Source organism: Paraburkholderia sartisoli, from assembly GCF_900107685.1.
Lineage (GTDB): Bacteria > Pseudomonadota > Gammaproteobacteria > Burkholderiales > Burkholderiaceae > Paraburkholderia > Paraburkholderia sartisoli.
In genome coordinates this window covers 1,047,506-1,070,059 of the sequence record NZ_FNRQ01000001.1, presented here as the reverse complement: position 1 = coordinate 1,070,059, position 22,554 = coordinate 1,047,506, and the positions used below count along the sequence as shown (strand labels likewise).

Genomic DNA, 22,554 nt, shown 5'->3' with positions numbered 1-22,554 from the left:
GAAACAATGAACCGTATTCATCATGGCAAAGAACGACCGGATTGACTTCGCGGACTTGAAGTTGTTTCTCGCAATCGTCAGGTGCCGAAGCTTCAGGCTAACTGCCATTGAACTCGGACAGACGCCGTCAGCCGTCAGCCACGCAATACGGCGGCTGGAAGATCGCCTCGGCGCAAAGCTGCTAAACAGGACAAGCAGGTCGGTTTCGCCCACGGATGTGGGGTTCGATCTGGCTGCCCGGCTGGAGGACGGCTTTAACCAGATCGGGTCTGCGCTGGAGAGTTTTGAAGCGCCGGGTACCGGGCGACTCGGATCTATCCGTCTGAATATTTTCGCCGATGCCGCCCACTTGCTGGTCGCACCCGCATTGCCAGAATTCGTACGCGTGTGTCCCGAAGTGCAACTTGCAGTTGTTGTCGACAACCGGCCAATTGACATCGTCGCGGAAGGATACGACGCCGGGATTCGCTACGGTCACCATGTTCCGGAAGACATGATCGCGGTGCCGCTCACCGGCCCACAGCGATGGGTCATGGTTGCATCGCCCGCGTATTTGAACAAACACGGCACCCCTCGTCATCTCAGGGAACTGGCCAACCACAATTGCCTGCAGCTTCTGCTTGGCGACAATTCGAGCTACCGGTGGGAAGTGAACGTTCCAGGAGAGACACCCCCCCTTCGAGTGCCTGGCTCGATCACCATCAACGATACCGCGACCACGATAAGCGCATGCAAAGCCGGGATGGGGATAGCGTACCTGCTTGAGGCGCGAATCGCGGATGAACTGGGACGGCACGACCTCCGGGTTGTGCTGGAAGAGCATGCTTGTGCAGAGGATCCGCTCCATATCTATTACGGTAGTCGTCGGTACAACCACCCAGCGTTACTTAGCTTGATAAATATCATTCGAAAACAGCAGTCACTCCCGGAAATTTCACGTGTACACGCGTAATCCTGGTCGGTCCTCTCCTGGGCGTTGTCAACTTGCCATGCCACGCCGCGCGCATCTCATCTCACTTCGCGATGACGGTGATCTTCTTCGAATACACGGGCGGGTTGTGCGGGATGTGCATGTCGTCGCCCATCAGCAGTTGCAGCGTGTGCTTGCCGGGCGGCAGTTCGATCATCGTCTCCGTTTCACCCGCGCCGAAATGCAGGTGGTTACGATCCGATGGTATCTCCTGGTCCATCGGCGGCAGGTCGGTGTCGATCAGCAAATGATGATGGCCGGTGTTCGGATATTTGACGCCCTTGGGCGCGACGCCCATATAGCGCAGCCCGAACCAGACGCGAAACGGCTTGTTGGCCGGCACGACCTGGCCGTCGTTCGGATAGCCGATATAGGCGTGCGCGCCGGCGGGCGATGGCGTCGTGCCGGCGAAGGCCACTCCGGGTGCAACCGGCCCGAGCACCAGAAACGCAGCGATAGAAGCAGCGACTGCAATGATCTTGTACATGGATGGTGCTCTCCGTCCTGACAGGCCGAAGCGGTCGCGCCCGCTTACTTCACGATGATGGTGATCTTCTTCGAATACACCGGCGGATTGTGCGGCACGTGGTTATGGTCGCCGAGCAGCAGTTGCAGCGTATGTTTGCCCGGGGGCAGTTCGATGCGCGCATCCGTTTCACCCGCGCCGAAATGCAGGTGATTGCGATCCGATGGAATTTCCTGATCCAGCGGCGGCAGGTCGGTGTCGATCAGCAGATGGTGGTGCCCGGTGTTCGGGATGTTGACGCCCTTCGGACACACGCCCATGTTGCGCAGCCCCATGCGCACCCACAGCTTGCCGCCGTGAATCACGGTGCCATCCGCGGGCCAGATGATGTACTCCTCGGCACCCGGCGGCGAAGGCGTCGGGGCCGCGAACGCGGGTGCGTTCGCAAGGAACAGCGAAGCAAAAACATACAGCGCACCCAACATTGTTCTTTTTGACATTGCGCATTCTCCCGAAGAGTTGTCCGGGTCGCCCCCTGCCCTGCAAAAAGAGCCTGTCCGCGCGCGCTCGCGCGGGGTGTGCAAACGTGCGTGTCGAAACGACCGGGAGAAAACCCGATCTGTGTTGTCTGCTTTATGGATTAGCTTAGGACGGAACTTGCCAAAAAGATACGCCACTCTCGTTAACGTTTTGACGCGCGAACTGCGTGCTATCGTTGTTTATAACGACTCGCATGCATCGATACGCCAGCAGGATCGTGCGCGGACACTGCCGCGTCACGCGTGGCAGCGGTCGGCACCGGAGCGCTGGTGGCCGGAAACCTGAGTTCGGTCCAGAACAGACAGGAATTAAAAATGTGGCGAAAACTCCTGCTCATCGGTGTCGTTGGCGCGCTTCACGCACAATGGATCGACGCTTTCGCCGCATCCTCGCCGGCCGGCACGCGCGCAACCGCACAGGTCGTCTTTCCCGATAGCGGCATGATTCCACGCGGCGTTGCACTGGTGATCGGCAACGGCGATTACCCCGGCCATGCGCTGGAAAACGCACCACGCGACGCGCTGCGTATGCGCGACGCGCTCGCCGCGCGCGGCTTCGATGTCATCACGCGCACGGACGCTTCGTCACAAGCGATGAAAGCAGCGCTTGCTGAATTCGCACGACGTCTGCGGCACGGCGGTACCGGCGTGTTCTATTTCGCCGGACACGGTTTCCAGCTGGCGAACGCCACGATGCTGTTGCCATCGGGTGTCGATGCACGCGCACCCGCTTCGCTTGTCACGGATGGGCTGAATCTCGATGCGACGTTTCACGCGATGTCCGAACCGCGTCCGCACAAGCTCAATCTCGTGATTCTCGACACCTGCCTGAACAACCCGTTCGACGCGGCGAATACCGGCAACGTCACGCCGCCTTCGCAAACGATGATCGCGTACGCGACCGCGCCTGGCGGATTCGCGGCGGACGGGCCGCGCGGCGGCGTCTTCACGGATGCGTTGCTGCATGAGTTGTCCGGCGCCGCAACGCACGATGTCGCGACGCTTCTCGCGCGCGTGGCTGCGAACGTTCGTGTGGCAACGGGCGGTGCGCAGCGGCCCCAACTGGTGTCGTCGTTCGATCGGGGACCTGCAACGGGCGCTTTCGGGCATGACGCGACCCAGCCCGCGCGCGTGTCCGTCGCGAGCGTGGATGCCGAAGCCCCGATCACGCTGCATAGCCGCGGCATCCTGCCGAAAGACAGCAGCGAACAATACGAACTGACGTTCTGGGATTCCATCAAGGACAGCACGTACCCGAGCGACTACGAAGCGTATCTGAAGGCCTATCCGAACGGGCGCTTCGCGACGCTCGCGCACGCGCGCATCGACCGGTTGCGCGCCGCCGCGAAGACGCAGCCCGCGCCCGAAGCAACACGCACCGCGCCTGCATCCACCCCGCCGCCGCTGCCGCCGGAAAAACCACGCACGACGGCCGCCGCGCCAGCGCCAACACCCGCACCCGCCGCGGCAACACCGGCAAAAGCGCCCGCGGTCGCCGCCGCTCGCAGCGTGAACAATGGCGAGAGCAAGGACTGCGCGACCTGTCCGGTCATGGTCTCGCTGTCGCCGGGATCGTTCCCGATGGGCAGCGCTACCGACGATCCTTCTGAGAGACCCGTTCATCACGTAACCATCGAAGCGCCGTTCGCGATCGGCAAATACGCAGTCACGATCGAGCAATGGAACGCGTGCGTGGACGCGAAAGCGTGCCCGCCGCTTTCGAGCGACAACAACCCGTCGAAAACAGCGCCCGCGCGCGATCTCAGCTGGGACGATGCCCAGGCCTACGTGAAATGGCTGGCGAAAACCACGGGCAAGCCATACCGTCTGCCGACCGAAGCGGAATGGGAATACGCGGACCGTGGCGGCACGACGACGCAATACTGGTGGGGCGACAGGATGACCAAAGGCACCGCGAACTGCAAGGACTGCGGCGACCCGTGGCACAAGGAAGGACCGGAGAACGTCGGCACGTTCGCCGCGAACCCGTACGGTTTGCACGACATGAACGGCGGCGTCTGGGAATGGGTCAGCGACTGCTGGCACAACTCGTATCAGGGCGCGCCCGCCGATGGCCGCACGTGGGATGCGCCTGGCTGCAACATGCGCGTGATCCGGGGCGGCTCATGGCGCGAAGGGGCGAGCTACATGCTCACGTCGACACGCTTCAGGTACAGCGCGAGCGTGCGTCAGTCACAGGATGGATTTCGCGTCGCGAAGGACCTGAGATGAGCGTGGCGTGATCGCCCGTTCGAACCGCTCACGCCTGCAGCATGCACGCAACGTGCGCTCAATGCGAGCGGGCCTTCGTCGTGATCTGCGCGATGTCGACGCCGATGCGCTCGCGTCCGTATTTGTCCGCGATCTGCGCGAGCCGCGCATCAAGGGCATGCAGATAATCGGCGCGCGATTCGCTCTCCGGACGCATCCTGTCGAAGAGCGGCACGGGCGTCACCAGCAGCACCACCATTTCCGATCCGAACGGCTTTGCGATCACCCAGTCGCCACCACCGCCGATGGTCGCGGCATAGTGCGGCGGCGCCTGGTTGTCCTTCGCGCGCGGCCCCGGCACCATGTGGACGACGCTGCCATCCAGCTGGTAATAGTCGAGATTCACGTACGAGTCGTAGCCCGGCGTCGTCACGTCGACGACCAGCGGATCACCCTCGGTCAACTGCCCGCCGGCCGGGCGCACATGGAGTGCCGTGTCCCGCCCGCCCTGCCAGTTTCCGACCCAGTAAGGCGCGAACGATTTCATCTCGTCGCACTTGTCGTCGGCGAGTGTCTGCACGTCGAGCTTCAGCGTGTCGACGCCCGGCACCGCGCCTAACGTGCTTTTCAGCTGCGTCACGCCATAGCGCTGCGGCACGAAACCCTGTACGTGCAACGTGTGCCCGTCCACGGTGGAAGCAAGCGCGGAACACGGCACGAGGGCAAGCACGGGCGTCACCGCCGCCATCGATAGCGCGGGTTTCGGCGCGGGCACAGGCGCCGCCTGAACCACCGACGCAACCGGCTTTGCAGGCGCAACGGAAGCCACCGACCCCAAAGGCACACCGGACGCCGAAGAAGAAGCCACCGCAGCAGACGACGCAACGCCACCCGATGGCGCCGCTTCCTCATGCCAGCCCGACGACGCCCGGTACACCCCGACGCCAACGCCGACGCCCGCCACGACCAGCACCGCCACGCCGGCCGCGACGCCGGCCTTCACGCGCGTGGCGGATTGCGCCGTGACTTTTTCCTCGGCGCCGAACTCTTCGACGAAACGCGCGACGGTCGGCATGCGCGTGGCGCGGTCGAACGAAAGCGCCGAGCGCAGCGCGCGCCACTGCCGCGTGCCGAGGTTTTCCGGCCGCTCGGGCTTCCGGCCGGCACTGCGCGCCTGGGTCGCGGACTGCCGGTCGAACGGATGACGCCCCGTCAGCAGCTCGTACGTGATGCAACCGAGCGCATAGATATCGTCGCGCGGATCGGGCTCGCGGTGCTCCAGCATTTCCGGGCTCGCATACGCGGGCGTCAGCGCGCCGAGCGTGCCGGGATCGAACACGGTCGCGTCGCTCTCCTCCTCGGGCCGCTGGAACACGCGCGCGATGCCGAAGTCGATCACCTTCACTTCGCCGGTATCCGTCAGGAACACGTTCGCCGGCTTGAAGTCGCAATGCACGAAACCGCGTTCGTGCGCGTACGCGAGCGCGCCGCACATGCCGCGCACGATCGGCAGCGCCGCGCGCACCGGCATGCCGTGAAAATCCTCGGTGCGCAGAATCTGGCTCAACGCCCTGCCCGACAGATACTCCATTGTCAGATAGACGATCGCGCCGTCGCGGTCGAAATCGTAGACGGTCACGATGTTGCGGTGCGCGAGCACCTGCGCCTTGCGCGCTTCGCGCTGCAACGCGATCAGCGATTTCGGATTGCCGCGGAACTGAACGTTGAGCACCTTGATCGCGAGATACGGCTTGCGATCGGAGGCTTCGAGCTTGCGCAGGTCGAGCGCCTTGTAGACGGTGCCCATGCCGCCCACACCCAGACACTCTTCGAGCACGAAGCGGTTGTTGAGCGTGTCGCCGGTGCCCTTGATCTGGTCGTGACCGGGTAGCGGCCCCGACGTGTTCATGCCGGAAGAAGAAGCGGACGACGCCGCATCCACGTGCGCCTGCGGCCGTGTTTGCACGCGCGTTTCCTCGCCGCCCGCCGCCAGGTTCGAAACAGGTAACCGCTCGATCCGGCGCCGCACTTCCGCGTGAAGATCGGCGGGCAGCGGAGCGCGCGCGTGCGCTTCGTCGAGGACGTCCATCATCCGCGCGGGACTCAGGCTGTCCGTCGTCAGCGTGTCGTCGAGCCGTGCGATGAACTCATCGCGCGTCAGGCCGCCGCTCTGATAATCGCGGATCACATGCGCGAGGCTAGCCATATGTGCGAAGCGACGTGCTCCCGTAGAACCGGCAGGAGCGGCAGCAAACCGCGAAGAGGCCGGCGAACAACCTGTCGTAACCAGTTACATGCGCTGTTTCGATACTAGCCCGCAGGTGCGTCTTTCGCAAACCAGGATTGCCCCGCGACGTGCGCGCGGACACCCGCGCAACGCAGGTGTCGCAATGGGACCAACGCCATGACGCGGGCAGTTGGCTGCGCGCCACCATCGCCGGTACACGCGTGCGATTCATGTCGACGCTATACGTGCCGCGCGATTCGCGTTGTGCCTTGCGCAGCAGGCGTCGCGCGCGTTTTTGACGGCATGCGTCGCGAACTGGCACGACCTGTGCGTGAGTGACGCCCGAGCAAACAAGTTGCTCGCAACCCGCTGCAAGATTTCTTTTTCCGCCAGGAGACCCGAAATGAAAACGCTGATGATCAAAGACCTGTCGCACACCGAACAACTCGACGGCAGCGCGATGCGCGCCGTTCGCGGAGGCTACGTGTTCCCGACGAACAACTACTTCAACTTCTCGCCGATCACGGTCGACACGAGCAAGCACGTGTACGCCGACCAGTCGATCGCTTCGTTGATGAGCGTCCAGGTGTCCACCGGCGACGGCTCGGCGTTCCTCAACAACGTCACGTCGAACGTCAATCCTTCGATCGACGCGAAGAACACGATCAACGTGAAGTAATGCGTGTGGAAGCAGCGCGCGAAGACCCGCCGGTCTGATGCGGGCGGCCCGCTTCCCTTTCTCGTCCCGACACTTTTGGAGCATCGCCATGTCAACCATCATGATTCAGGATCTGTCCCAGGCACGTGAGCTCGACCGTCGCGCCATGTCGGCCGTGCGCGGCGGCACGGGCATCAGCAGCAACCCCTGGCTGCAAGGCAAGGGCCCGATTGGAAGCCCCACCGTGAACGTCAACGTGAACCAGAACATCGAGCAGTGGCAGTACACCAACGTCGAAGTGCTGAAAAACATCGGCGTGCTCGGTACGACCCTGGGCCCGCTCGCTTTCGACGTCAGCCCGATACAATCGGCCGCCAACACGGCCAGCGTTTGACTCCGCGCCGTGGCAGGGAACCCGGGGGCTCCCACCACGGCCGGTTAAATAAAGAGCCGCGGCATACGACGCGGGATACGGGGTAGAGGCGAATTTCCTATACTGGTTGTGCGAAGCAGTATCCACATCGGCAACCATCGAACGGCGGCCGGCCATGCCGGCTGCCGCGCCTTGCATTCCATGATTATCTGGATCACCTGGGACCGTCATGACTCTCCTCGTCATCACCGATCTGACCGAAAGCGTCGAGCTCGACAGACAGGCCATGGCCGCCATCGTCGGCGGCATGCGCATCGGCGCGCATCACGTCGCCCAGCCGGCGCCCGGCGCGCCGCGTGTCGTCGACTATCCGCCAGGATTTCCCGCTGCCCGGCAGGCGCCGCTCGCGCAATCCGGTGCCGCCGGCATCGCGGCATCACCGTCGTCACTTCACCCGTAGCGCGGCTACCTTACGTGGCGCGTGGATTCCAGCAGCCACGGGCCGCCTGTTCGCCGCACGCCGACACGTTGCGTGCAGCACACGGCGCGCGCACACCAATCCACGAGCGAAGCCGCGCCCGAACACCCCGTCACAGCGCGTTCTGAACGCGCGCCCGGCCCGCGGCGCGAATGCGCCCGCGCGCGCCGCTCCATTGGCATAGCCCTTGCACGACTGGAAGCGGGCACACCACCGTGCTCGTTCAGCCGCCCACAGGAGAACTGCCATGAAAACCACTGTCGTTATCAAAGACCTCACACCCTCTATCGAAGACGCCCGCGAAGCCACCCTCACCGCCGACCAGATGAAACGCCTGACCGGTGGGCGCGCGGTGCGCGTCGGTGTCGACGGCACGTCCACGGGTACCGTGGACGACTGGGACATCGACATCGGCATCTTTGAAGGACGCATCGGCGGAACCTATCTGTAGGACGTTCGTCATGTCCGAAATTAAAAGAAGCGCCCCTCCGGCCGGACACGGCGGGAGGGGCGCGGTTTTATCCTTCGCGGCATGCATTCAACGCGGATCTGGCGCGAGGCGCGCCCGCGGCTACAGCAGGCTATAGCGGCTGCGCAGCGTGTTGATGATGCCGGCGGCGACCGGCATCACGACGTCCTTCACATCGGCGGCGTCGCTGTTGCCGCGCAGATACGGAATGTCCCAGTTGCAACCTTCGCTGTCTTCCACCTGCTCCTGGATGCCAGTCGGGCTCCATCCGCATGTGTCGGGATTCGAGTCGAGCGCCGCGCTCACGAGCGCAAGCAGTTCCTGTTCCGTTCGGGCTTCACGCGGCATGTCGGCCTCCATCGTCCTCGCGCGCGGAACCGCCGCGCCCGGCTCAGTCCCAGTTTTCGTCACACCATTCGATAGCCCACGCCTTCGCGCAGGAAATGGCGTCCGATTCGTTCACGAACGAATCGATGTCGCCGGAATCGTGCGCGGTGACGCGCCCGGCGCCCACGGCCGGCACCGTGATCCTTGCGCGCGCGACGTAGTGACCATCTTCGTCGTGCCGGGCCCGGCAATCGATATGAAATGTCTTGTAGTCGAACTGCATGGCAGCGTCCTGTTGTCCTGATGTTTTTCTGATGTACACGCGAGTGCGGGGTCGCGTGGGCGGGTCTCAGTCGCCGAGCGGATCGGGTTCGCCGAGTGCTTCGTCGATCGCGCGTCGCGCGCGGTCCATCGCTTCGCCGACGGCCGCCGGCCCGGCGCGCACCGAACGGTAATGCTCGGGCTCGGAACGCGGCGCCCCACCGCGCGTATCGCCGCCCGGCGCCAACGCGCGCTCGATCAGCAACGTCACGAATGCGCCGCCCGCGCGGTCGTCGCGCGTGCTGACCGTGATCGTGAAACCGCGATGTTCCTGCTGCTCGTCCATGGTGCGTCTCCGGATCGGTGCAGAAACCCTAGCATGCGGTCAAAACCGCAAAAGGGAAAGACCCTGCAACGCCACGCGTCAGCAATGCCACATCCACAACCCGCATCCACGACGGTCGTCGTCGCGCCGCCGCCGCGCACGATTTCGTCTGCCGACACGCAAAACTTGCTTCACGCGCCGCGCAGCGCCTAATCTTCGGCTTGGCGGCGCATTCGTCGGAAGAAGCCAGATGCCGCCCTGGACCTCGAACGATCGTTCGTTCGCGAGGCGTGCCCGTTGCGCCGGCATCGCGACGCACGACACTCACCGGAGCGCCCCATGTTCCAGATTTCGGTCGTCAATCGCACGAGCAGCATCGCGGAGCTGGACATGCATCGCGTGGTCCGCGCGATCAACCGTCAGATCACGGAGGACTTCGAACCGTACTGGGCGTTCGGCGGCCGGTTGCGGGTCGAGGGACCAACGGGCGCGACAGGCGCGACGGCCGACCTTCAGCAGCTGAACGAACTGCGTGGCGACGCGATCCTGTACGTGCTCGATTCAGCGAACTCGAACGACGCGCTCGGCTATCACGATCGCAACCTGTCGGGCATCCCGTACGGATTTGTGTTTCTCGACCTGTGCAAGTCGCTGGGCGACGACTGGTCGACGACGCTCTCGCACGAGGCGCTCGAACTGGTCGGCGATCCGCAATGCAACCTGCTGGTACAGGGCCCGCATCCTGAAGTGGCCGATCGCACGGTGTATCACTTCTTCGAAATGTGCGACGCCGTGCAGTCGCAGCATTACGAGATCGATGGCGTGCCGGTGTCGAACTTCGTGCTGCCGCACTACTTCACCGTCGGCGAGCAGCCGGGTGCGCGCAACGATTTTTGCGGGACCGGCCTCGGTTCGTTCGGCGTCAACCCCGGCGGCTATATCGGCTTCTTCGATCCGGCTTCCGGCACGAACCAGCAGTTTTTCGGGCACGATCCAAAGGCGGCCCGGCGTCTGCGGATCAAAACGGGATTTCGCAGCGGAAGAATGGTGCTGCGCGACACGATGCTCGCCGCAACCTCCACCGCGACGCCGCAGGGCGCTGCCGGCGCGAACGGCGCGGCGTGGGGAAGCGGCGATCGCGCGGCCGGCGTCGAGACGCTGCAGGCTCCGACGGTCACGGCATCGAACGATCCGATCCGGCACGTCGTTGTCCTGATGCTCGAAAACCGCTCGTTCGATCACGTGCTCGGCGCGTTGCGCGCGTCGTTCAATCACGCCATCGATGGCGTGGACCCCGACAGCCCGGGCACCAACTTCGACGCGAAAAACAACCTCACGTTTACGCAGAAGCCGATCGCCGCGCAGTTCGTCCGCAAGGACTTCAAGGTGCCGCATGAATTCGACAACGTAGAGGCGCAGATCAAGGACGGCATGGCGCATTTCGTCGATGAGTATCGGCGGATGAGCCCGGACGCGCCGGTTCCCGACGGCGACCAGGTGATGGCGTACTTCAGGGATGGCGAACTGTCCGCACTCCATACGCTCGCGAAAAATTTCATGGTGTGCGACCGCTGGTTTTCGTCGATGCCGGGTCCGACGTGGCCGAACCGTCTGTTCGTGCATAGCGGCACCACACTCGGCGACGTGCTGATGCCCGACGGCGCGTTCGACACCGTGCGGATGTTTTTCGGCCGCTACAGCCAGCCGACGCTGTACGACAACCTCGATACCCAGGGCGTCTCGTGGCGGATCTATCACGGCGGCATTCCGCAATCGATCGTCCTGACGCGCCTGAAGAAGCGTCTGCTGACGAATCACTATCAGGGCATGGACAGTTTCTTCACCGACTGCAAAGGTCTGGCTGACGACTTCCCTTCGTATGCGTTCATCGAACCGCGTTATTTCGCGGGCGTGGGCGGTGTCGAGAACGACCAGCATTCGCCCGCGGGCATCGCCGCGGGCGAGCAACTGATCGCGGATGTCTATAACGCGATTCGCGCGAACCAGGCACTGTGGGAATCCACACTGCTCGTCGTCACCTACGACGAGCACGGCGGCTTCTACGATCACGTCCAGCCGCCCGTCGCGACGCCGCCCGACGATCACGTCGACAACTACGGATTCGATCACCTCGGTGTGCGCGTGCCGGCGATTCTCGTGTCCCCGTGGGTGCCGGTGGGCGTCGATCACACCGTCTACGATCACACCAGCGTGCTTCGCTATGCGTGCGACAAATGGCAGCTGCCGCACCTGTGCCGCCGGACGATGTCGGGGCCGGGGCTGACCCCGATCGGCAGCTTCGCTTCGGCGATATCGCTCGACAAGCCGCGCACGGATACGCCCGCGACGATCGCGGCGACGGGTGTCGTGCAGATGGCGGCCGCCGTCGCCGATGTGCCGTCGAGTTTCCATGACGCGCAAACAGCGCTGGTCACCTACGCCGAACTCGTGCAACAGGAGCAGCAGCGAAATACGGCGGGTCCGCAACCGGCGGCGGCGCTGTTCGCCGCGCGGGCGCCGGCCGGCGACGTGCAGCCGGCTATCGACAAACGCGCGTTGAACGTCGAGCGCTGGATGTTCGCGGCTCAGGCGGCGAGCAAACCGCCCGCTTCGCAAACGGAGATCACCGTGCCGCCTGATACGGCGGTGGCGCCGGCTGCTGCGGCGTCGCTGGATGGCAAGGCCGTTGATCACGAAGCGCCTGATGGGGCCGTGGCACCGGCGACTGCTGCGTCACTGAATGGCAAGGCCGTTGACCACGAAGCGCCCGATGGGGCCGTGGCACCGGCGACTGCTGCGTCGCTGAATGGCAACGCCGCTGACCACGAAGCGCCCGATGGGGCCGCGGCCCCGGTCACGCCTGCGCCGGCTGCCGCGAAGCGGCGACGCGCACCGGGCACGCGACGTCCCCGGCAATAACGACATCGACCGCGAATCAACGGCGCATGCGCTGACGTCGCGGCTCAATTCGAAGACCCTGCGTAAGCGGCGTGACTACCAACACGCTTCCGTCGCGGAAAATCGCCTCATCACGCCTGACGTGAAAAGCACAAAGGCATCCGGCGATTCCCGCATGGCGGGTCGCCGGATGCCTTGTGCTTGCGCGCCGCGATCGCTCAGAAGCGGTGCGTCATGCCGAGCACAGCCAGCACCTGCTTCGTGCCGGCTGTGCTCACGGTGGCGCCCGGCCAGCTGACCGTCGCGGAGCCGTTGTTCTTCATGTAACCCGCGCGCATATAGAAGCTCGTGCGCTTTGAAATCGCGTGCTCCGCGCCGATCTCGATGCCCGGCGTGTTGTCGTGCGTGCCGCGCACGTTGCGCTCGGTAGCCGCGATCTGGATGATGTCCGCGGAGGTCGCCTGAATGGTCGCACCCAGTTCGGCGATGCTGAGCGAGTGCGCAGTGCCGAGCCGCGCGGCGAGCGAGCCTGGCGCCGGATCCTTCGAACGGTTATAGGAATAGTTGAACTGGAGGTTCACGATGCCAATCTGGTAGCCCAGTGCGCCGATGAAGTGCTCGGTGCCGAGCAGGCTGAGCGGTGCCGGCAGCGCGGCAAGCGTCTCCTGCCCCGCATGCTGGTTCACATAGGCGAGGCCCGCGTAAAAGCCGTAGCCCGAGTAACGCATCGCGACGTTCAGCATGTTGCCGGTCGTCGCCGGCACCGGCTGGCTGACGGTCGACGAAAACGCGTACATGCCATACAGCTGGAACCCGCGCATGTTCGGCGACTGGTAAAGAATCGAGTTGCTCGAGCGGCCAGAGTCGTACTGCGTCGACAGTGTATTGCGGTCGACGGCGAGCACATCCGCCGAGAACGGTGACGTGACTTCGTTCACGCGAAACGGATCGCTCGGATAGACGATGCGAAAGCTCGGCTCGTACTGACGCCCGAACGACAGCGAGCCGTACGTGGCGTGACTCAGCCCGACCCACGCCTGACGATAGAAGAGCGCCGTCGTGTCGGCGAACAGGCCGCCCGTGTTCATGTTGAAACCCGTTTCGACGTCGAACTGCGCCTTGAGGCCGCCACCCAGGTCTTCATCGCCCTTCAGCCCGAACAGCGAACCGGTCGCGCCGCCGCTTCGTTCGGAATACGAATGCTGCCCGCCGTTGTCGAGGTACTGGACGAACGTGTCGGCCACACCGTACAACGTCACGCCAGACCCGGCCGCCGCCGCACTGCCGGCGACGAGCGCCAGCGTGGCCCCGCAGATACCCTGACTGATCAAACGCATGCATGTCTCCTCTTTTATGTCCGCCTGCTGCGGATCTGATTGCACAGCTTTCTGGTGTCCGGCGATCCCTGCCGGTCGTGCCGCTGGCGTGGCATGTCCGGATCCAGCGCGACCGGCCGCGTGAAAATAGAATGAACGTGCTAATTTCACGTCAACGGTATCGATTACACCAATGCATTATTTTTATTAAAAGATTGCGGAGGATGCATGCCATCCGGGACACGGAATACGGGCTTTGGGCCGTCAGAAAAGGCGCGCCCGGCGTGGGCGAAAAAACCAGGGTTTGCGATGAGTTGTGCGATGCGCACAGTTTGATGGTGAAACCAGGTGAAACCCGCGATGCGATGGGATGAGGCCGGAGCCGGTCTCATGAATGCCGAAGGCGGTAAGGCGCACTCGTAACGTCTCGTCCGCACCCGGCTTCGTGGATGCAGTCGATCAGCACGCCCTCATGGTTTGATTGACGGCATTCCACTTCCACGCATGGCAGCGCGCGCGACGCGCCTTCCAGTTGAACAGGGCGAGCGCTGCCGGCCACTCCGGCTCCGCGCCCGCCTTCACTACGCGCCTGACTGCCCGGCCGTCACCGGCTGCCCGGCCGCGCGCCGGTGCCAGCCGAGCCACACCGCCAGCAACGCGATGAACACGAATACCGTGGCGAGATCGACGAAAAGATTCGCCACCGGCAGATGCATCGCCAGCAGCACGCCACCGAGCATCGAGCCCGCGACCGATCCGAACTTGCCGATGCCGATGGCCGAGCCGACGCCGGTCGAGCGCAGCGCGGTCGGATAGACCATGCCGGACACCGCGTATAGCGCGAACTGGCTGCCGATCACGCACACGCCGCTCACGAACACCGCTGCGAAGAGCAAGGCGGTCGGCATCGGCATCCCGAGCGACGCGACGACGGGACAGCCGACCACGGCCAGCAGCAGGATCACCACGATTCCGTAACGGTCGACGCAGCGGCTCAACATCAGCGCGCCGACCGTGCCGCCCACCGGAAACATCATCGCCGCCTGCGCCGCTCGCGCCGGCGCGAGCGTACCCATGCCGAACAGGATCGGCAGCCAGTTCTGCAGGAAGTGCAGCGCGAGTGAATTCAGGACGAAGAGCGCCCACAGCAGTGGCGTCACGTATGAGAGACCGTTCTGGAACAGCGCGGCCGGACGCACGCGCAGCCGCACCTCGTCGTCGACGACGTAGCGCACCGCGCCATCTTCGACGCCGGCGCCGAGCCGCCTTGCGATGCGGGCGATCCTGCGCGGATCGCGTCCGTTCACGATCAGGAAGCGGACCGATTCGGGCAACAACGCGAACGAGGCGAGCGCCACCACGATGGCCGCGCTCCCACACAGCGCGAACAGCACGGGCCAGCCGAAACGCGGCAGCAGCCACGAGGCGACCGCGCCGCCACCGCCCGCGCCGATCGAAAAGCCGGAGAACATCAGCGTGATCCACGTCGCCCGGCGCGCTTTCGGCGCATATTCGGACACGAGCGCGACCGTGTTCGGCACGACGCCGCCCATCCCGATGCCGGCAAGAAAGCGCAGCACGGTCAACTGGTCGAGCGACGTCGCATAGCTGCATGCGAGCGTCAGGATGCCGAACCAGAGCGAACCGTAGATGATCGTCGGCCGCCGGCCAAAACGGTCGCCGCTGAAGCCGAGCAGCAACGACCCCACGAGCACGCCGAACAGGCCGACGCCAAAAACACGGCCAAAGCCGGCCGCGTTCGTGTGCCATGCGTGGATCAGCGCAGGCGCCGCGAAGGCCGCCGCCACCTGGTCGAAGCCATCGATCAGCACGATCAGGAAACACCAGGCGATCAGGCCGAGTGCGAAACCGCCGAGCTTCTGGCGCTCGATGAGCGCGGAGACGTCTACGGGCGCCGCGGATAACGCGGACGATGCGGCAGTCGTCATCGTGCGTGCCCTCCAGCGATGCCGGACAAATGCGGTGAATGCGGTGAATGCGGTGAATGCGGTGAATGTGGTGAATGCGGCGGCCGCGCGTATGGGTTCATGTCTGTCTCCGTGGTTTCCGGGGTCGCCGGCGGTCTCGATGCCGGTCGCCCGTTTCTTCAGATGGGCGGTGCCGCCCGTGCGTCACTGCGTGTCAGATCCGGAACATCGCGACTTGCCGGTCCAGTTCCCGCGATTGCTGGTCGAGCGCCTGCGCGGCGGCGCTGGCCTCCTCGACGAGCGCCGCGTTCTGCTGCGTGATCGAATCCATCAGGCTGATCGCGGCATCCACCTGCTCGATGCCAGTGCGCTGCTCGTCGGCGGCGGCCGCGATACTGGCCATCATGTCCGCGAAGCGCTGTGCGGCGCCGAGGATGTGATCGATCGCCTGTTCCGCTTCCGCGACCATCATCGTGCCGTCGGACGCCGCGCTCACCGCGTCGGCCACCAGCTCGCCGATCTCCTTCGCGGCCGACGAAGCATGCTGCGCGAGCGAGCGCACCTCGGCGGCCACCACGGCGAAGCCCCGCCCGTGCACGCCGGCGCGCGCCGCCTCGACCGCGGCGTTCAGCGCGAGAATGTTGGTCTGGAACGCGATGCCCTCGATGATGCCAGTGATGTCCGCGATCTTGCGCGCGCTCGTCTCGATGCGATGCATCGTGCTGCTGACGCGCCCGATCGCGCCGCTGCCGTCGCTCGCCGCCGTGGACGCGTCATTCGCGATCGCATGCGCCTCCTGCGCGCGGGTCGCGTTCTGCCGGACCGTTTCGGTCAGCTCGCTCATGCTCGCGGCCGTCTGCTCGAGCGATGCGGCCTGCTCCTCGGTCCGGGACGACAGGTCGAGCGTGCCGGCCGCGATCTCACCCGTCGCGGCGCCGATCGACCGGCAACTGTCCCGCACCGCCGTCACGGTCCGCGCGAGCTGCGCCTGCATGTTGTGCAGACCATCGAGCAGTTGCCCCATCTCGTCGGCGCGATATCGGCCGATCGTGCGCTGCAGGTCGCCGGCCGCGATCGCGTCGAAATGCGCGAGCGCCTCGCTCAGCGGCGCCATGATCGCGCGGCGCAACGTCACCCAGCTGAACACCGCGGCGGCAATGCCGAACGCGATCATCGCCGCCGATACCGCAAGGAACAGATGGAAATATCGCTCCGCGTTTTCGTAGCTGCGTTTCGCGTTCGCGTACAGCGTGCTTTTCAGCCGGTCGTTCGCGCTGCTCATGTCGTTGAAGAGCGGGCTTAGAATCGACGTGCCGATCTTTTGCGCACCGGCGCGGTCGCCGGCTTTCAGCGCGTCGATGAACGCCTGCATGCCGTCGCGCATCGCGTCGCGCCGCTTGCCCGCCACCTCGATCAGCGGCGCCTCGTCGCTCTCGTGCGGTTCCTCGACGAAGTGGCGCCACGCGTCGTCCGACTGCCTGAAGAACTCGCTCGCGCGGCTGATCTGTTCCTGCGCGCGCGCGCCGTCCTGCTGCGCCATCGCACCGCCAAGCACGAGACGCGTGCGCCCGATCAGCAGTTCCGCGTTGCCGATGTACACCGCCGCGGTCAGCTTGTTCTGGTACGTGTCCTGGTTCGCCCGGTTCGCACGCCACGCGCCAGTGAGCCCCAGCGCGCCGATCGCCGTCATCAGCAGCGCCAGCAGCGCCATCGTCAGCGCGATGCGGGCCTGCAACGACATCGTCCCGCGGCGTGGTGAGCCCGGCGCGAGACGCGCTCCGGCTGCGGCGGGCGAGGCAGGTGTGTCCGTCGAAACGACGGCGTCGGCAGTCAAGGTTGGCGTCATGGCAGAACTCAGCTTCGTAATCGGAAAGAAATCGCGTTCAGGAAAACGCGCCGCAACGGCGGCGCGCAATCGTGGCCGCGGCTAAAGCCAGGGCGAACGTTCGAGATGCGCGGCCTCGAACGCGCGGATCGCGTCAGCGAACGCGAGCGTCGCGCCGGTCTCGTCGAGCCCTTCGAGCAGCAGCGTCCTGAGCGCGGGCGCAATGTCGAAGGTCCAGCATTCGCCGTCCGGCGCCGTCACGGTCTGCGCAGCCAGATCGACGCGCAGACGGTAGCCGGGCGAAGCCGCCACCGTCCCGATCAGCCGGTCGATCCGCGCCGCGTCGAGCCGCACCGGCAGCAGCCCGTTCTTGCAGCAGTTGTTAAAGAAGATGTCCGCGAAACTCTCGGCCACCAGTACCCGGAAACCGTATTGATGCAGCGCCCACGGCGCGTGTTCGCGCGAGCTGCCGCAGCCGAAATTGCGCCGCGCGAGCAGCACGGAGGCGCCCGCGTAGCGCGGCTGGTTCAGCACGAAGCCCGGCTCGGGCGTACGTTCGGCGGCCGGCTTGCCGTAGTAGCCGGGGTCGCGGTAGCGCCATTCGTCGAACAGATAGGGACCGAAGCCGGTTCGCGCGATGGACTTCATGAACTGCTTTGGCATGATCGCGTCGGTATCGACGTTGTCCCGGTCGAGCGGAACGACAATGCCTTCATGGCATACGAGCGGCTCCATCAGCAGCCTCCCGCGGCGCGAACGAACTGCCGGACGTCGGTGAAGCGGCCCGCGAGCGCGGCCGCCGCGGCCATCGCCGGGCTGACGAGATGCGAACGGCCGCCCGCGCCCTGCCGGCCCTCGAAATTGCGGTTCGACGTCGACGCCACGCGCTCGCCCGGTTCGAGCCGGTCGGGATTCATCGCGAGACACATCGAGCAGCCCGGCTCGCGCCATTCGAAGCCGGCGGCGATGAATACCTCGTGCAGCCCCAGCGCCTGCGCGTCGCGCCTGACCTGCTGCGAACCCGGTACCGCGAGCGCAAGCCGCACGTTCGGCGCGAGCCGGCCACCCGCCGCGCGCAGCACGTCGGCGGCCGCGCGCAGGTCTTCGAGACGGCCGTTCGTGCACGAGCCGATGAACACCTTGTCGATCGCGATCGTATCGATGCGCGTGCCCGCATCGAGCCCCATGTAGTCGAGCGCACGTGTCCACGACGCACGCCGCCCGGCGTCGTCGATATCCGCCGGATCGGGCACCCGGCCGTCGATGCCGGTCACCATCTCCGGCGACGTGCCCCAGGTCACCTGCGGCGACAGCGCCGATACGTCGAGCGCGTATTCGGCATCGAAGCGCGCGTCGTCGTCCGAGCGCAATGCGCGCCACGCACGCGCCGAACGTTCCCACGCGTCGCCCCGCGGCGCATGCGGGCGCGTGCGGCAGTAATCGAGCGTCGTGTCGTCCACCGCGATCAGGCCGGCGCGCGCGCCCGCTTCGATCGACATGTTGCACAGGGTCATCCGCCCTTCCATCGACAGCGCGCGCACCACCGGCCCCGCGAACTCGATTGCGTAACCGGTGCCGCCAGCCATGCCGAGCGCACCGATCACCGCAAGCGCGACGTCCTTTGCCGTGCAGCCGGACGGCAGCACACCGTCCACCGTCACGCGCATCGTCCGGCTGCGCCGCGTAACCAGCGTCTGCGTGCCGAGCACGTGCTCGATCTCCGACGTGCCGATACCGAACGCGAGCGCACCCAGCGCGCCGTGCGTGCTGGTATGCGAATCGCCGCAGACGATCGTCATGCCCGGCAGCGTGCTGCCGAGCTCCGGCCCGACGACGTGAACGATGCCCTGGCGCGCGTCGTCCATCCCGTAGTGAACGATGCCGCTCTGCTCGCAGTTCTCGCGCAGTGCGTCCACCTGGATCCGGGACACCGGATCGGCAATCCCGTGACGCCGGTCCGTCGTCGGCACGTTATGGTCCGCGACCGCCAGATTGGCGCTCGGGCGCCAGACCGGCCGGCCTTCGCGCCGCAATGATGCGAATGCTTGTGGGCTGGTCACCTCGTTGAGCAGATGCCGGTCGATGTAGAGCAGCGTCGTGCCGTCCGCATCGGTGCGAACGACATGCGCGTCGAAGATCCTGTCGTACAGGGTAAGAGGCTGGGTCATCGGAATGGATTCTCACACCGGGTCGCGAGGCGGCCGTCATCGCGGACAGGGCAAAAGCACGGCATCACGCGGATGCCGGTCGCGTCGCCTCGTTGCGCCGTCGCGAATGCCACGCGCGGCGGTCGTTCTGTTCCGTTCCGGTTCGCCATCTGAAGGAATCCATATGATTTCATGCATTGGCAGATCCCGATGGCAAACGCGCGGTCCGTGCCGCCATACGACCTCATGGCGGCACGGACCGGCGGCGCACCCGGTTACGCGTCACGCACCAGCGAACGCCGCGCCGGCTCGACGCCCGCCTGTGCGGCGTGCTGTGCGCCGAAGCGCGCGCGATACAGCAGCGCGAGCACCGTCGAGAACACCGCGACGACGACGAACAGTAGCGACGCCGAATAGAAGAGTTGCGTGACCGGCAGGTGCATCGACAGCAGCACGCCGCCGATCATCGGCCCGGACACGGAGCCGATCTTGCCGACCGAAATCGCGCTGCCGACGCCGGCCGAGCGGAACGACGTCGGATAGATCATTCCCGCCACGGCATACAGCCCGTATTGCGCGCCGACAACGCAAAAGCCGGCGGCGAACACCGCCACCATCAGCCATGTCTGCGACGAGCCGTGGCCGAGCAGCGCGACGACCGGGCAGCCGATCGCCGGCAGCGAGATGATCGCGAGCACGCCGTGACGGTCGACGAAGCGGCACAGGATCAGGCCGCCGAGCACGCCGCCGACCGAGAACATCATCGTAATCAGCCCGGCACCGCGCGGGTCCACGCCCATTCCCTCCATCAGGATCGGCAGCCAGTTCTGCAGGAAATACAGCGCCATCGAGTTCGCGATGAAGACGATCCACAGCAGCGGCGTGATCGCGGCAAGGCCATCCGAGAAGATCAGTTTCAGCACGAAACGCTGCTTCTCGCGCACCTCGCCGGGCACGAACTGCGCATCGGCGGGGATATCGAGGTCGGGACGCAGCCGCGCCACCAGACGGCGCACCGTTTCCACGCTGCGCTGCCGCACGACGAGCAGTTTCGCGGATTCGGGCAGCGTGAAGATCAGCAGCACCGCGACGAGCAGCGATCCGACGCCGCCCACCGCGAACATGACCGGCCAGCCGAACCGGTGGATCAGCGCCGACGAAACCAGTCCGCCGGAACCCGCGCCGATCGAGAAGCCGGAAAACATCAGCGTGACCCACGTCGCGCGCAGCCGCTTCGGCGCGTACTCGGCGACGAGCGCCACCGAATTCGGCACGACACCGCCCATGCCGATGCCGGCGAGAAACCGCAGCAGCATCAACTGCTGCAGCGACGTCGCCCACACCGACGCCCAGGTGAGCAGCCCGAAGAACAGGCTGCCAATGATGATCGCCTTCTTGCGGCCGAGCCGGTCGCCAAGATAGCCGAAGATGAACGAACCGATCAGCGTGCCGAACAGGCCCGCGCCGAACACCGGCCCAAAGCCGCCGCGCGCCACGTGCCAGTCCTTGATGATGGCCGGCGCCGCGAACGACACGGCCGTCTGGTCATAGCCGTCCATCAGCATGACCAGGAAACACCAGAACAGCAGGCCGACGGCGAAGCGTCCCGTCTTCTGCTCTTCTATCAGTACCGCGATGTCGAAAGTCCGGTCTGCTTGCATGTGTACCCCATTTACCTCGCCCTCGGCGCGCGCGCCGGGTCGGCTCGCGTGCGCTTCGCGCTGTTGCTCCTGACATCTCTCATGGCGACGCCACGTCGGAGAGCCACAAACTATAAGGTGGCGACCCGGCGCGCCTCAATCACAAAATAGCGATGAAGAGATCGAAAAGTGTGAATAGACCCGTTTGCATCCCGTTTCACCGTACGATGGCGCCTCCGCTTCAGAACATGTGATTAATGCCGATGCGCGCGACCGTCTGGCTGCCGCTCGTCGACGGCTGATAGCCGAACTGCGCGGCGCGCGCACCTGGCCCCGAAGCGCGCTGCAGGCCGACACCGGCATAGACCTGTGTGCTCTTCGACAGGTAATCGGTCAGGAACAGGTTGTACTGGTTGATCGCGAGGCCCTGAAACGTCGAGTGATCCATCGAGAGGCCCAGGATGTAGAAGTTCTTGCCGCCGCTCAGGTCGATGTTGACACCCGCCTGATAGTTGTTCAGCGTCACGGAGCCCTCGGCGTTTTCCAGCTTCACACCGGAATACGTCAGATGCGGCGTGAAATAGCCGATCTTCACCGAGCCGCCGACCGCAAGCGTGCTGTAGCGGCTCGCATTGAACATCGTGCCCTGTTTCAGCGGCTGGCCGAGCAGCGAAGACAGGCTGAACGTGCCGAATATGTCCGCGGTCCGGTTGTGGGACATCGTGTACGCAATGCCGAGCCTCACCGCGTTGTTCGCGTACTGCGCGCCGAGGCTGTATTGACGGCCGTCGCTGAAATTGCCCGCCTGGTTGCCGAACGCGTTCATCGCGCCCGCCTGAAAGCCGTGAAAATTGATCGACTCGAACTTCACCGCGTTGTTCATCGCGTGGTTGTTCGCGAGGCCGTCCAGATTGCCCGGCGTATAGAACGACGAGATGCCCGGTACCGAGTTGTTCAGGCGGCCCACGTACTGATAGACATAGTCGTTGATGTTGCCGAAACTGAGCGAGCCCCAGCGATCGTTCGTGAGGCCGACATACGCCTCGCGGTTGAAGAAGCTGGTCGGATTGATCTGGGCGCCCGTGGTGCTCACGAAACCCGATTCGAGCCGCGCGAACACGGTGTTGCCGCCGCCGAGCCCCTCCCTGATCAACAGCCCCCAACGGTCTGGCTGACGCTTGCCGGACGATTCCTGATACAGATGCTTGCCATGCGAATTCGACACGAAGTCGACCCCGACGTCCACGCTGCCGTAAAGCGTAACGGACGACTGTGCCCATACCGGGCCGGCAAGGATCGCGGCGCAACCGCCGACGAGCAGACGAGTTCTCAACGCATGTCTCCAGTGTTTTTATCGTTCGCCGGTCCCTCATCCGGACCGGCGTCGTGCATCGGATATCCCGCCGGGGCCAATCGATGCCCCGTTGCCTGATGCGGGACAGAGTTTAACGGCTCCGATTTACGATTTGAATCGCGAATTTTTTATCAATCAATAG

21 protein-coding genes are annotated in these 22,554 nt (G+C 65.0%); 8 read left to right on the top strand and 13 right to left on the bottom strand.

Annotation, left to right across the window (positions count from 1 at the left end; genetic code table 11):
- The first annotated feature begins 22 nt into the window (after window positions 1-22).
- Window positions 23-952 carry a LysR family transcriptional regulator gene (locus BLV45_RS04900; protein ID WP_090529694.1) on the top strand — a complete coding sequence of 310 codons (930 nt, stop codon included), beginning with the start codon at window positions 23-25 and terminating at the stop codon, window positions 950-952.
- 61 nt (window positions 953-1,013) lie between these two features.
- On the opposite strand, the gene BLV45_RS04895 is transcribed toward BLV45_RS04900, so the two are convergent.
- Together BLV45_RS04895 and BLV45_RS04890 are read right to left on the bottom strand one after the other, a co-directional pair.
- Entirely contained in the window at window positions 1,014-1,457 is a 444-nt protein-coding gene (locus BLV45_RS04895; RefSeq protein ID WP_090529691.1) for a DUF4399 domain-containing protein, read from the bottom strand.
- Between the two features lie 44 nt (window positions 1,458-1,501).
- Window positions 1,502-1,936 carry a DUF4399 domain-containing protein gene (locus tag BLV45_RS04890; RefSeq protein WP_176954066.1) on the bottom strand — a complete coding sequence of 145 codons (435 nt, stop codon included), beginning with the start codon at window positions 1,934-1,936 and terminating at the stop codon, window positions 1,502-1,504.
- A 354-nt stretch (window positions 1,937-2,290) separates the two neighbouring features.
- On the opposite strand from BLV45_RS04890, the gene BLV45_RS04885 reads away from it, so the two are divergent.
- Complete coding sequence (locus BLV45_RS04885; protein WP_090529685.1) at window positions 2,291-4,207, top strand: SUMF1/EgtB/PvdO family nonheme iron enzyme; 1,917 nt, start codon at window positions 2,291-2,293, stop codon at window positions 4,205-4,207.
- 58 nt (window positions 4,208-4,265) lie between these two features.
- Here BLV45_RS04885 and BLV45_RS04880 read toward each other — a convergent pair whose 3' ends face one another.
- The gene (locus tag BLV45_RS04880) at window positions 4,266-6,392 is read right to left on the bottom strand and encodes a serine/threonine protein kinase (protein ID WP_090529682.1); all 2,127 of its coding nucleotides are present in this window, start codon (window positions 6,390-6,392) and stop codon (window positions 4,266-4,268) included.
- Window positions 6,393-6,816: 424 nt separating this feature from the next.
- Between BLV45_RS04880 and BLV45_RS04875 the strand changes: the two genes are divergently transcribed.
- The 4 genes from BLV45_RS04875 (at window position 6,817) to BLV45_RS04860 (ending at window position 8,373) form a co-directional block, all read left to right on the top strand.
- Entirely contained in the window at window positions 6,817-7,092 is a 276-nt protein-coding gene (locus BLV45_RS04875) for a hypothetical protein (RefSeq protein WP_090529679.1), read from the top strand.
- 88 nt (window positions 7,093-7,180) lie between these two features.
- The gene (locus tag BLV45_RS04870; RefSeq protein ID WP_090529676.1) at window positions 7,181-7,465 is read left to right on the top strand and encodes a hypothetical protein; all 285 of its coding nucleotides are present in this window, start codon (window positions 7,181-7,183) and stop codon (window positions 7,463-7,465) included.
- 208 nt (window positions 7,466-7,673) lie between these two features.
- On the top strand, window positions 7,674-7,904 hold the full coding sequence (locus BLV45_RS04865; protein WP_090529674.1) for a hypothetical protein: 231 nt from the start codon (window positions 7,674-7,676) through the stop codon (window positions 7,902-7,904).
- A 265-nt stretch (window positions 7,905-8,169) separates the two neighbouring features.
- Window positions 8,170-8,373: a hypothetical protein gene (locus tag BLV45_RS04860; RefSeq protein WP_090529671.1), complete on the top strand. Its 204-nt coding sequence runs from the start codon at window positions 8,170-8,172 to the stop codon at window positions 8,371-8,373.
- Window positions 8,374-8,493: 120 nt separating this feature from the next.
- On the opposite strand, the gene BLV45_RS04855 is transcribed toward BLV45_RS04860, so the two are convergent.
- The 3 genes from BLV45_RS04855 to BLV45_RS04845 all read right to left on the bottom strand — a co-directional run bounded on the left by BLV45_RS04855 (window position 8,494) and on the right by BLV45_RS04845 (window position 9,325).
- A complete protein-coding gene (locus BLV45_RS04855) occupies window positions 8,494-8,739 on the bottom strand; it encodes a hypothetical protein (protein ID WP_090529667.1) in 246 nt (81 codons plus the stop codon).
- Window positions 8,740-8,782: 43 nt separating this feature from the next.
- Entirely contained in the window at window positions 8,783-9,001 is a 219-nt protein-coding gene (locus tag BLV45_RS04850; RefSeq protein WP_090529664.1) for a hypothetical protein, read from the bottom strand.
- Between the two features lie 66 nt (window positions 9,002-9,067).
- Window positions 9,068-9,325: a hypothetical protein gene (locus BLV45_RS04845; protein ID WP_090529661.1), complete on the bottom strand. Its 258-nt coding sequence runs from the start codon at window positions 9,323-9,325 to the stop codon at window positions 9,068-9,070.
- 318 nt (window positions 9,326-9,643) lie between these two features.
- On the opposite strand from BLV45_RS04845, the gene BLV45_RS04840 reads away from it, so the two are divergent.
- The gene (locus BLV45_RS04840; protein ID WP_090529658.1) at window positions 9,644-12,223 is read left to right on the top strand and encodes an alkaline phosphatase family protein; all 2,580 of its coding nucleotides are present in this window, start codon (window positions 9,644-9,646) and stop codon (window positions 12,221-12,223) included.
- Between the two features lie 197 nt (window positions 12,224-12,420).
- Here the strand turns inward: BLV45_RS04840 and BLV45_RS04835 are convergent, their stop codons facing one another.
- On the bottom strand, window positions 12,421-13,539 hold the full coding sequence (locus BLV45_RS04835) for a porin (RefSeq protein ID WP_090529655.1): 1,119 nt from the start codon (window positions 13,537-13,539) through the stop codon (window positions 12,421-12,423).
- 2 nt (window positions 13,540-13,541) lie between these two features.
- Here BLV45_RS04835 and BLV45_RS26935 point away from each other — a divergent pair, with 2 nt between their 5' ends.
- Window positions 13,542-13,892, top strand: coding sequence for a hypothetical protein (locus BLV45_RS26935; protein WP_143130385.1), 351 nt, complete (start codon window positions 13,542-13,544; stop codon window positions 13,890-13,892).
- A 207-nt stretch (window positions 13,893-14,099) separates the two neighbouring features.
- On the opposite strand, the gene BLV45_RS04830 is transcribed toward BLV45_RS26935, so the two are convergent.
- From BLV45_RS04830 to BLV45_RS04805, 6 genes are all read right to left on the bottom strand, one after another.
- Complete coding sequence (locus BLV45_RS04830; protein WP_090529652.1) at window positions 14,100-15,467, bottom strand: MFS transporter; 1,368 nt, start codon at window positions 15,465-15,467, stop codon at window positions 14,100-14,102.
- A gap of 193 nt (window positions 15,468-15,660) precedes the next feature.
- Window positions 15,661-17,292 carry a methyl-accepting chemotaxis protein gene (locus BLV45_RS04825; protein ID WP_090531127.1) on the bottom strand — a complete coding sequence of 544 codons (1,632 nt, stop codon included), beginning with the start codon at window positions 17,290-17,292 and terminating at the stop codon, window positions 15,661-15,663.
- 81 nt (window positions 17,293-17,373) lie between these two features.
- On the bottom strand, window positions 17,374-18,006 hold the full coding sequence (gene leuD, locus BLV45_RS04820; protein ID WP_090529649.1) for a 3-isopropylmalate dehydratase small subunit: 633 nt from the start codon (window positions 18,004-18,006) through the stop codon (window positions 17,374-17,376).
- Complete coding sequence (leuC, locus tag BLV45_RS04815) at window positions 18,006-19,439, bottom strand: 3-isopropylmalate dehydratase large subunit (RefSeq protein WP_090529647.1); 1,434 nt, start codon at window positions 19,437-19,439, stop codon at window positions 18,006-18,008. Before leuC ends, leuD begins: the two co-directional genes overlap by 1 nt.
- A gap of 254 nt (window positions 19,440-19,693) precedes the next feature.
- Window positions 19,694-21,079, bottom strand: coding sequence for an MFS transporter (locus BLV45_RS04810; protein WP_090529646.1), 1,386 nt, complete (start codon window positions 21,077-21,079; stop codon window positions 19,694-19,696).
- Window positions 21,080-21,299: 220 nt separating this feature from the next.
- Complete coding sequence (locus BLV45_RS04805) at window positions 21,300-22,391, bottom strand: porin (protein WP_090529641.1); 1,092 nt, start codon at window positions 22,389-22,391, stop codon at window positions 21,300-21,302.
- Between the last annotated feature and the right edge of the window lie 163 nt (window positions 22,392-22,554).

Bases quoted from the DNA above. Each gene is read 5' to 3' on its own strand.
- BLV45_RS04880 (WP_090529682.1), bottom strand. From the start codon at position 6,392: ATGGCTAGCCTCGCGCATGTGATCCGCGATTATCAGAGCGGCGGCCTG.
- BLV45_RS04810 (WP_090529646.1), bottom strand. From the start codon at position 21,079: ATGCAAGCAGACCGGACTTTCGACATCGCGGTACTGATAGAAGAGCAG.
- BLV45_RS04895 (WP_090529691.1), bottom strand. From the start codon at position 1,457: ATGTACAAGATCATTGCAGTCGCTGCTTCTATCGCTGCGTTTCTGGTG.
- BLV45_RS04855 (WP_090529667.1), bottom strand. From the start codon at position 8,739: ATGCCGCGTGAAGCCCGAACGGAACAGGAACTGCTTGCGCTCGTGAGC.
- BLV45_RS04885 (WP_090529685.1), top strand. From the start codon at position 2,291: ATGTGGCGAAAACTCCTGCTCATCGGTGTCGTTGGCGCGCTTCACGCA.
- BLV45_RS04850 (WP_090529664.1), bottom strand. From the start codon at position 9,001: ATGCAGTTCGACTACAAGACATTTCATATCGATTGCCGGGCCCGGCAC.
- BLV45_RS04865 (WP_090529674.1), top strand. From the start codon at position 7,674: ATGACTCTCCTCGTCATCACCGATCTGACCGAAAGCGTCGAGCTCGAC.
- BLV45_RS04900 (WP_090529694.1), top strand. From the start codon at position 23: ATGGCAAAGAACGACCGGATTGACTTCGCGGACTTGAAGTTGTTTCTC.
- BLV45_RS26935 (WP_143130385.1), top strand. From the start codon at position 13,542: ATGTCTCCTCTTTTATGTCCGCCTGCTGCGGATCTGATTGCACAGCTT.
- BLV45_RS04825 (WP_090531127.1), bottom strand. From the start codon at position 17,292: ATGACGCCAACCTTGACTGCCGACGCCGTCGTTTCGACGGACACACCT.
- BLV45_RS04830 (WP_090529652.1), bottom strand. From the start codon at position 15,467: ATGACGACTGCCGCATCGTCCGCGTTATCCGCGGCGCCCGTAGACGTC.
- BLV45_RS04840 (WP_090529658.1), top strand. From the start codon at position 9,644: ATGTTCCAGATTTCGGTCGTCAATCGCACGAGCAGCATCGCGGAGCTG.
- BLV45_RS04835 (WP_090529655.1), bottom strand. From the start codon at position 13,539: ATGCGTTTGATCAGTCAGGGTATCTGCGGGGCCACGCTGGCGCTCGTC.
- BLV45_RS04860 (WP_090529671.1), top strand. From the start codon at position 8,170: ATGAAAACCACTGTCGTTATCAAAGACCTCACACCCTCTATCGAAGAC.
- BLV45_RS04845 (WP_090529661.1), bottom strand. From the start codon at position 9,325: ATGGACGAGCAGCAGGAACATCGCGGTTTCACGATCACGGTCAGCACG.
- BLV45_RS04890 (WP_176954066.1), bottom strand. From the start codon at position 1,936: ATGTCAAAAAGAACAATGTTGGGTGCGCTGTATGTTTTTGCTTCGCTG.
- leuC (WP_090529647.1), bottom strand. From the start codon at position 19,439: ATGACCCAGCCTCTTACCCTGTACGACAGGATCTTCGACGCGCATGTC.
- BLV45_RS04870 (WP_090529676.1), top strand. From the start codon at position 7,181: ATGTCAACCATCATGATTCAGGATCTGTCCCAGGCACGTGAGCTCGAC.
- BLV45_RS04875 (WP_090529679.1), top strand. From the start codon at position 6,817: ATGAAAACGCTGATGATCAAAGACCTGTCGCACACCGAACAACTCGAC.
- leuD (WP_090529649.1), bottom strand. From the start codon at position 18,006: ATGGAGCCGCTCGTATGCCATGAAGGCATTGTCGTTCCGCTCGACCGG.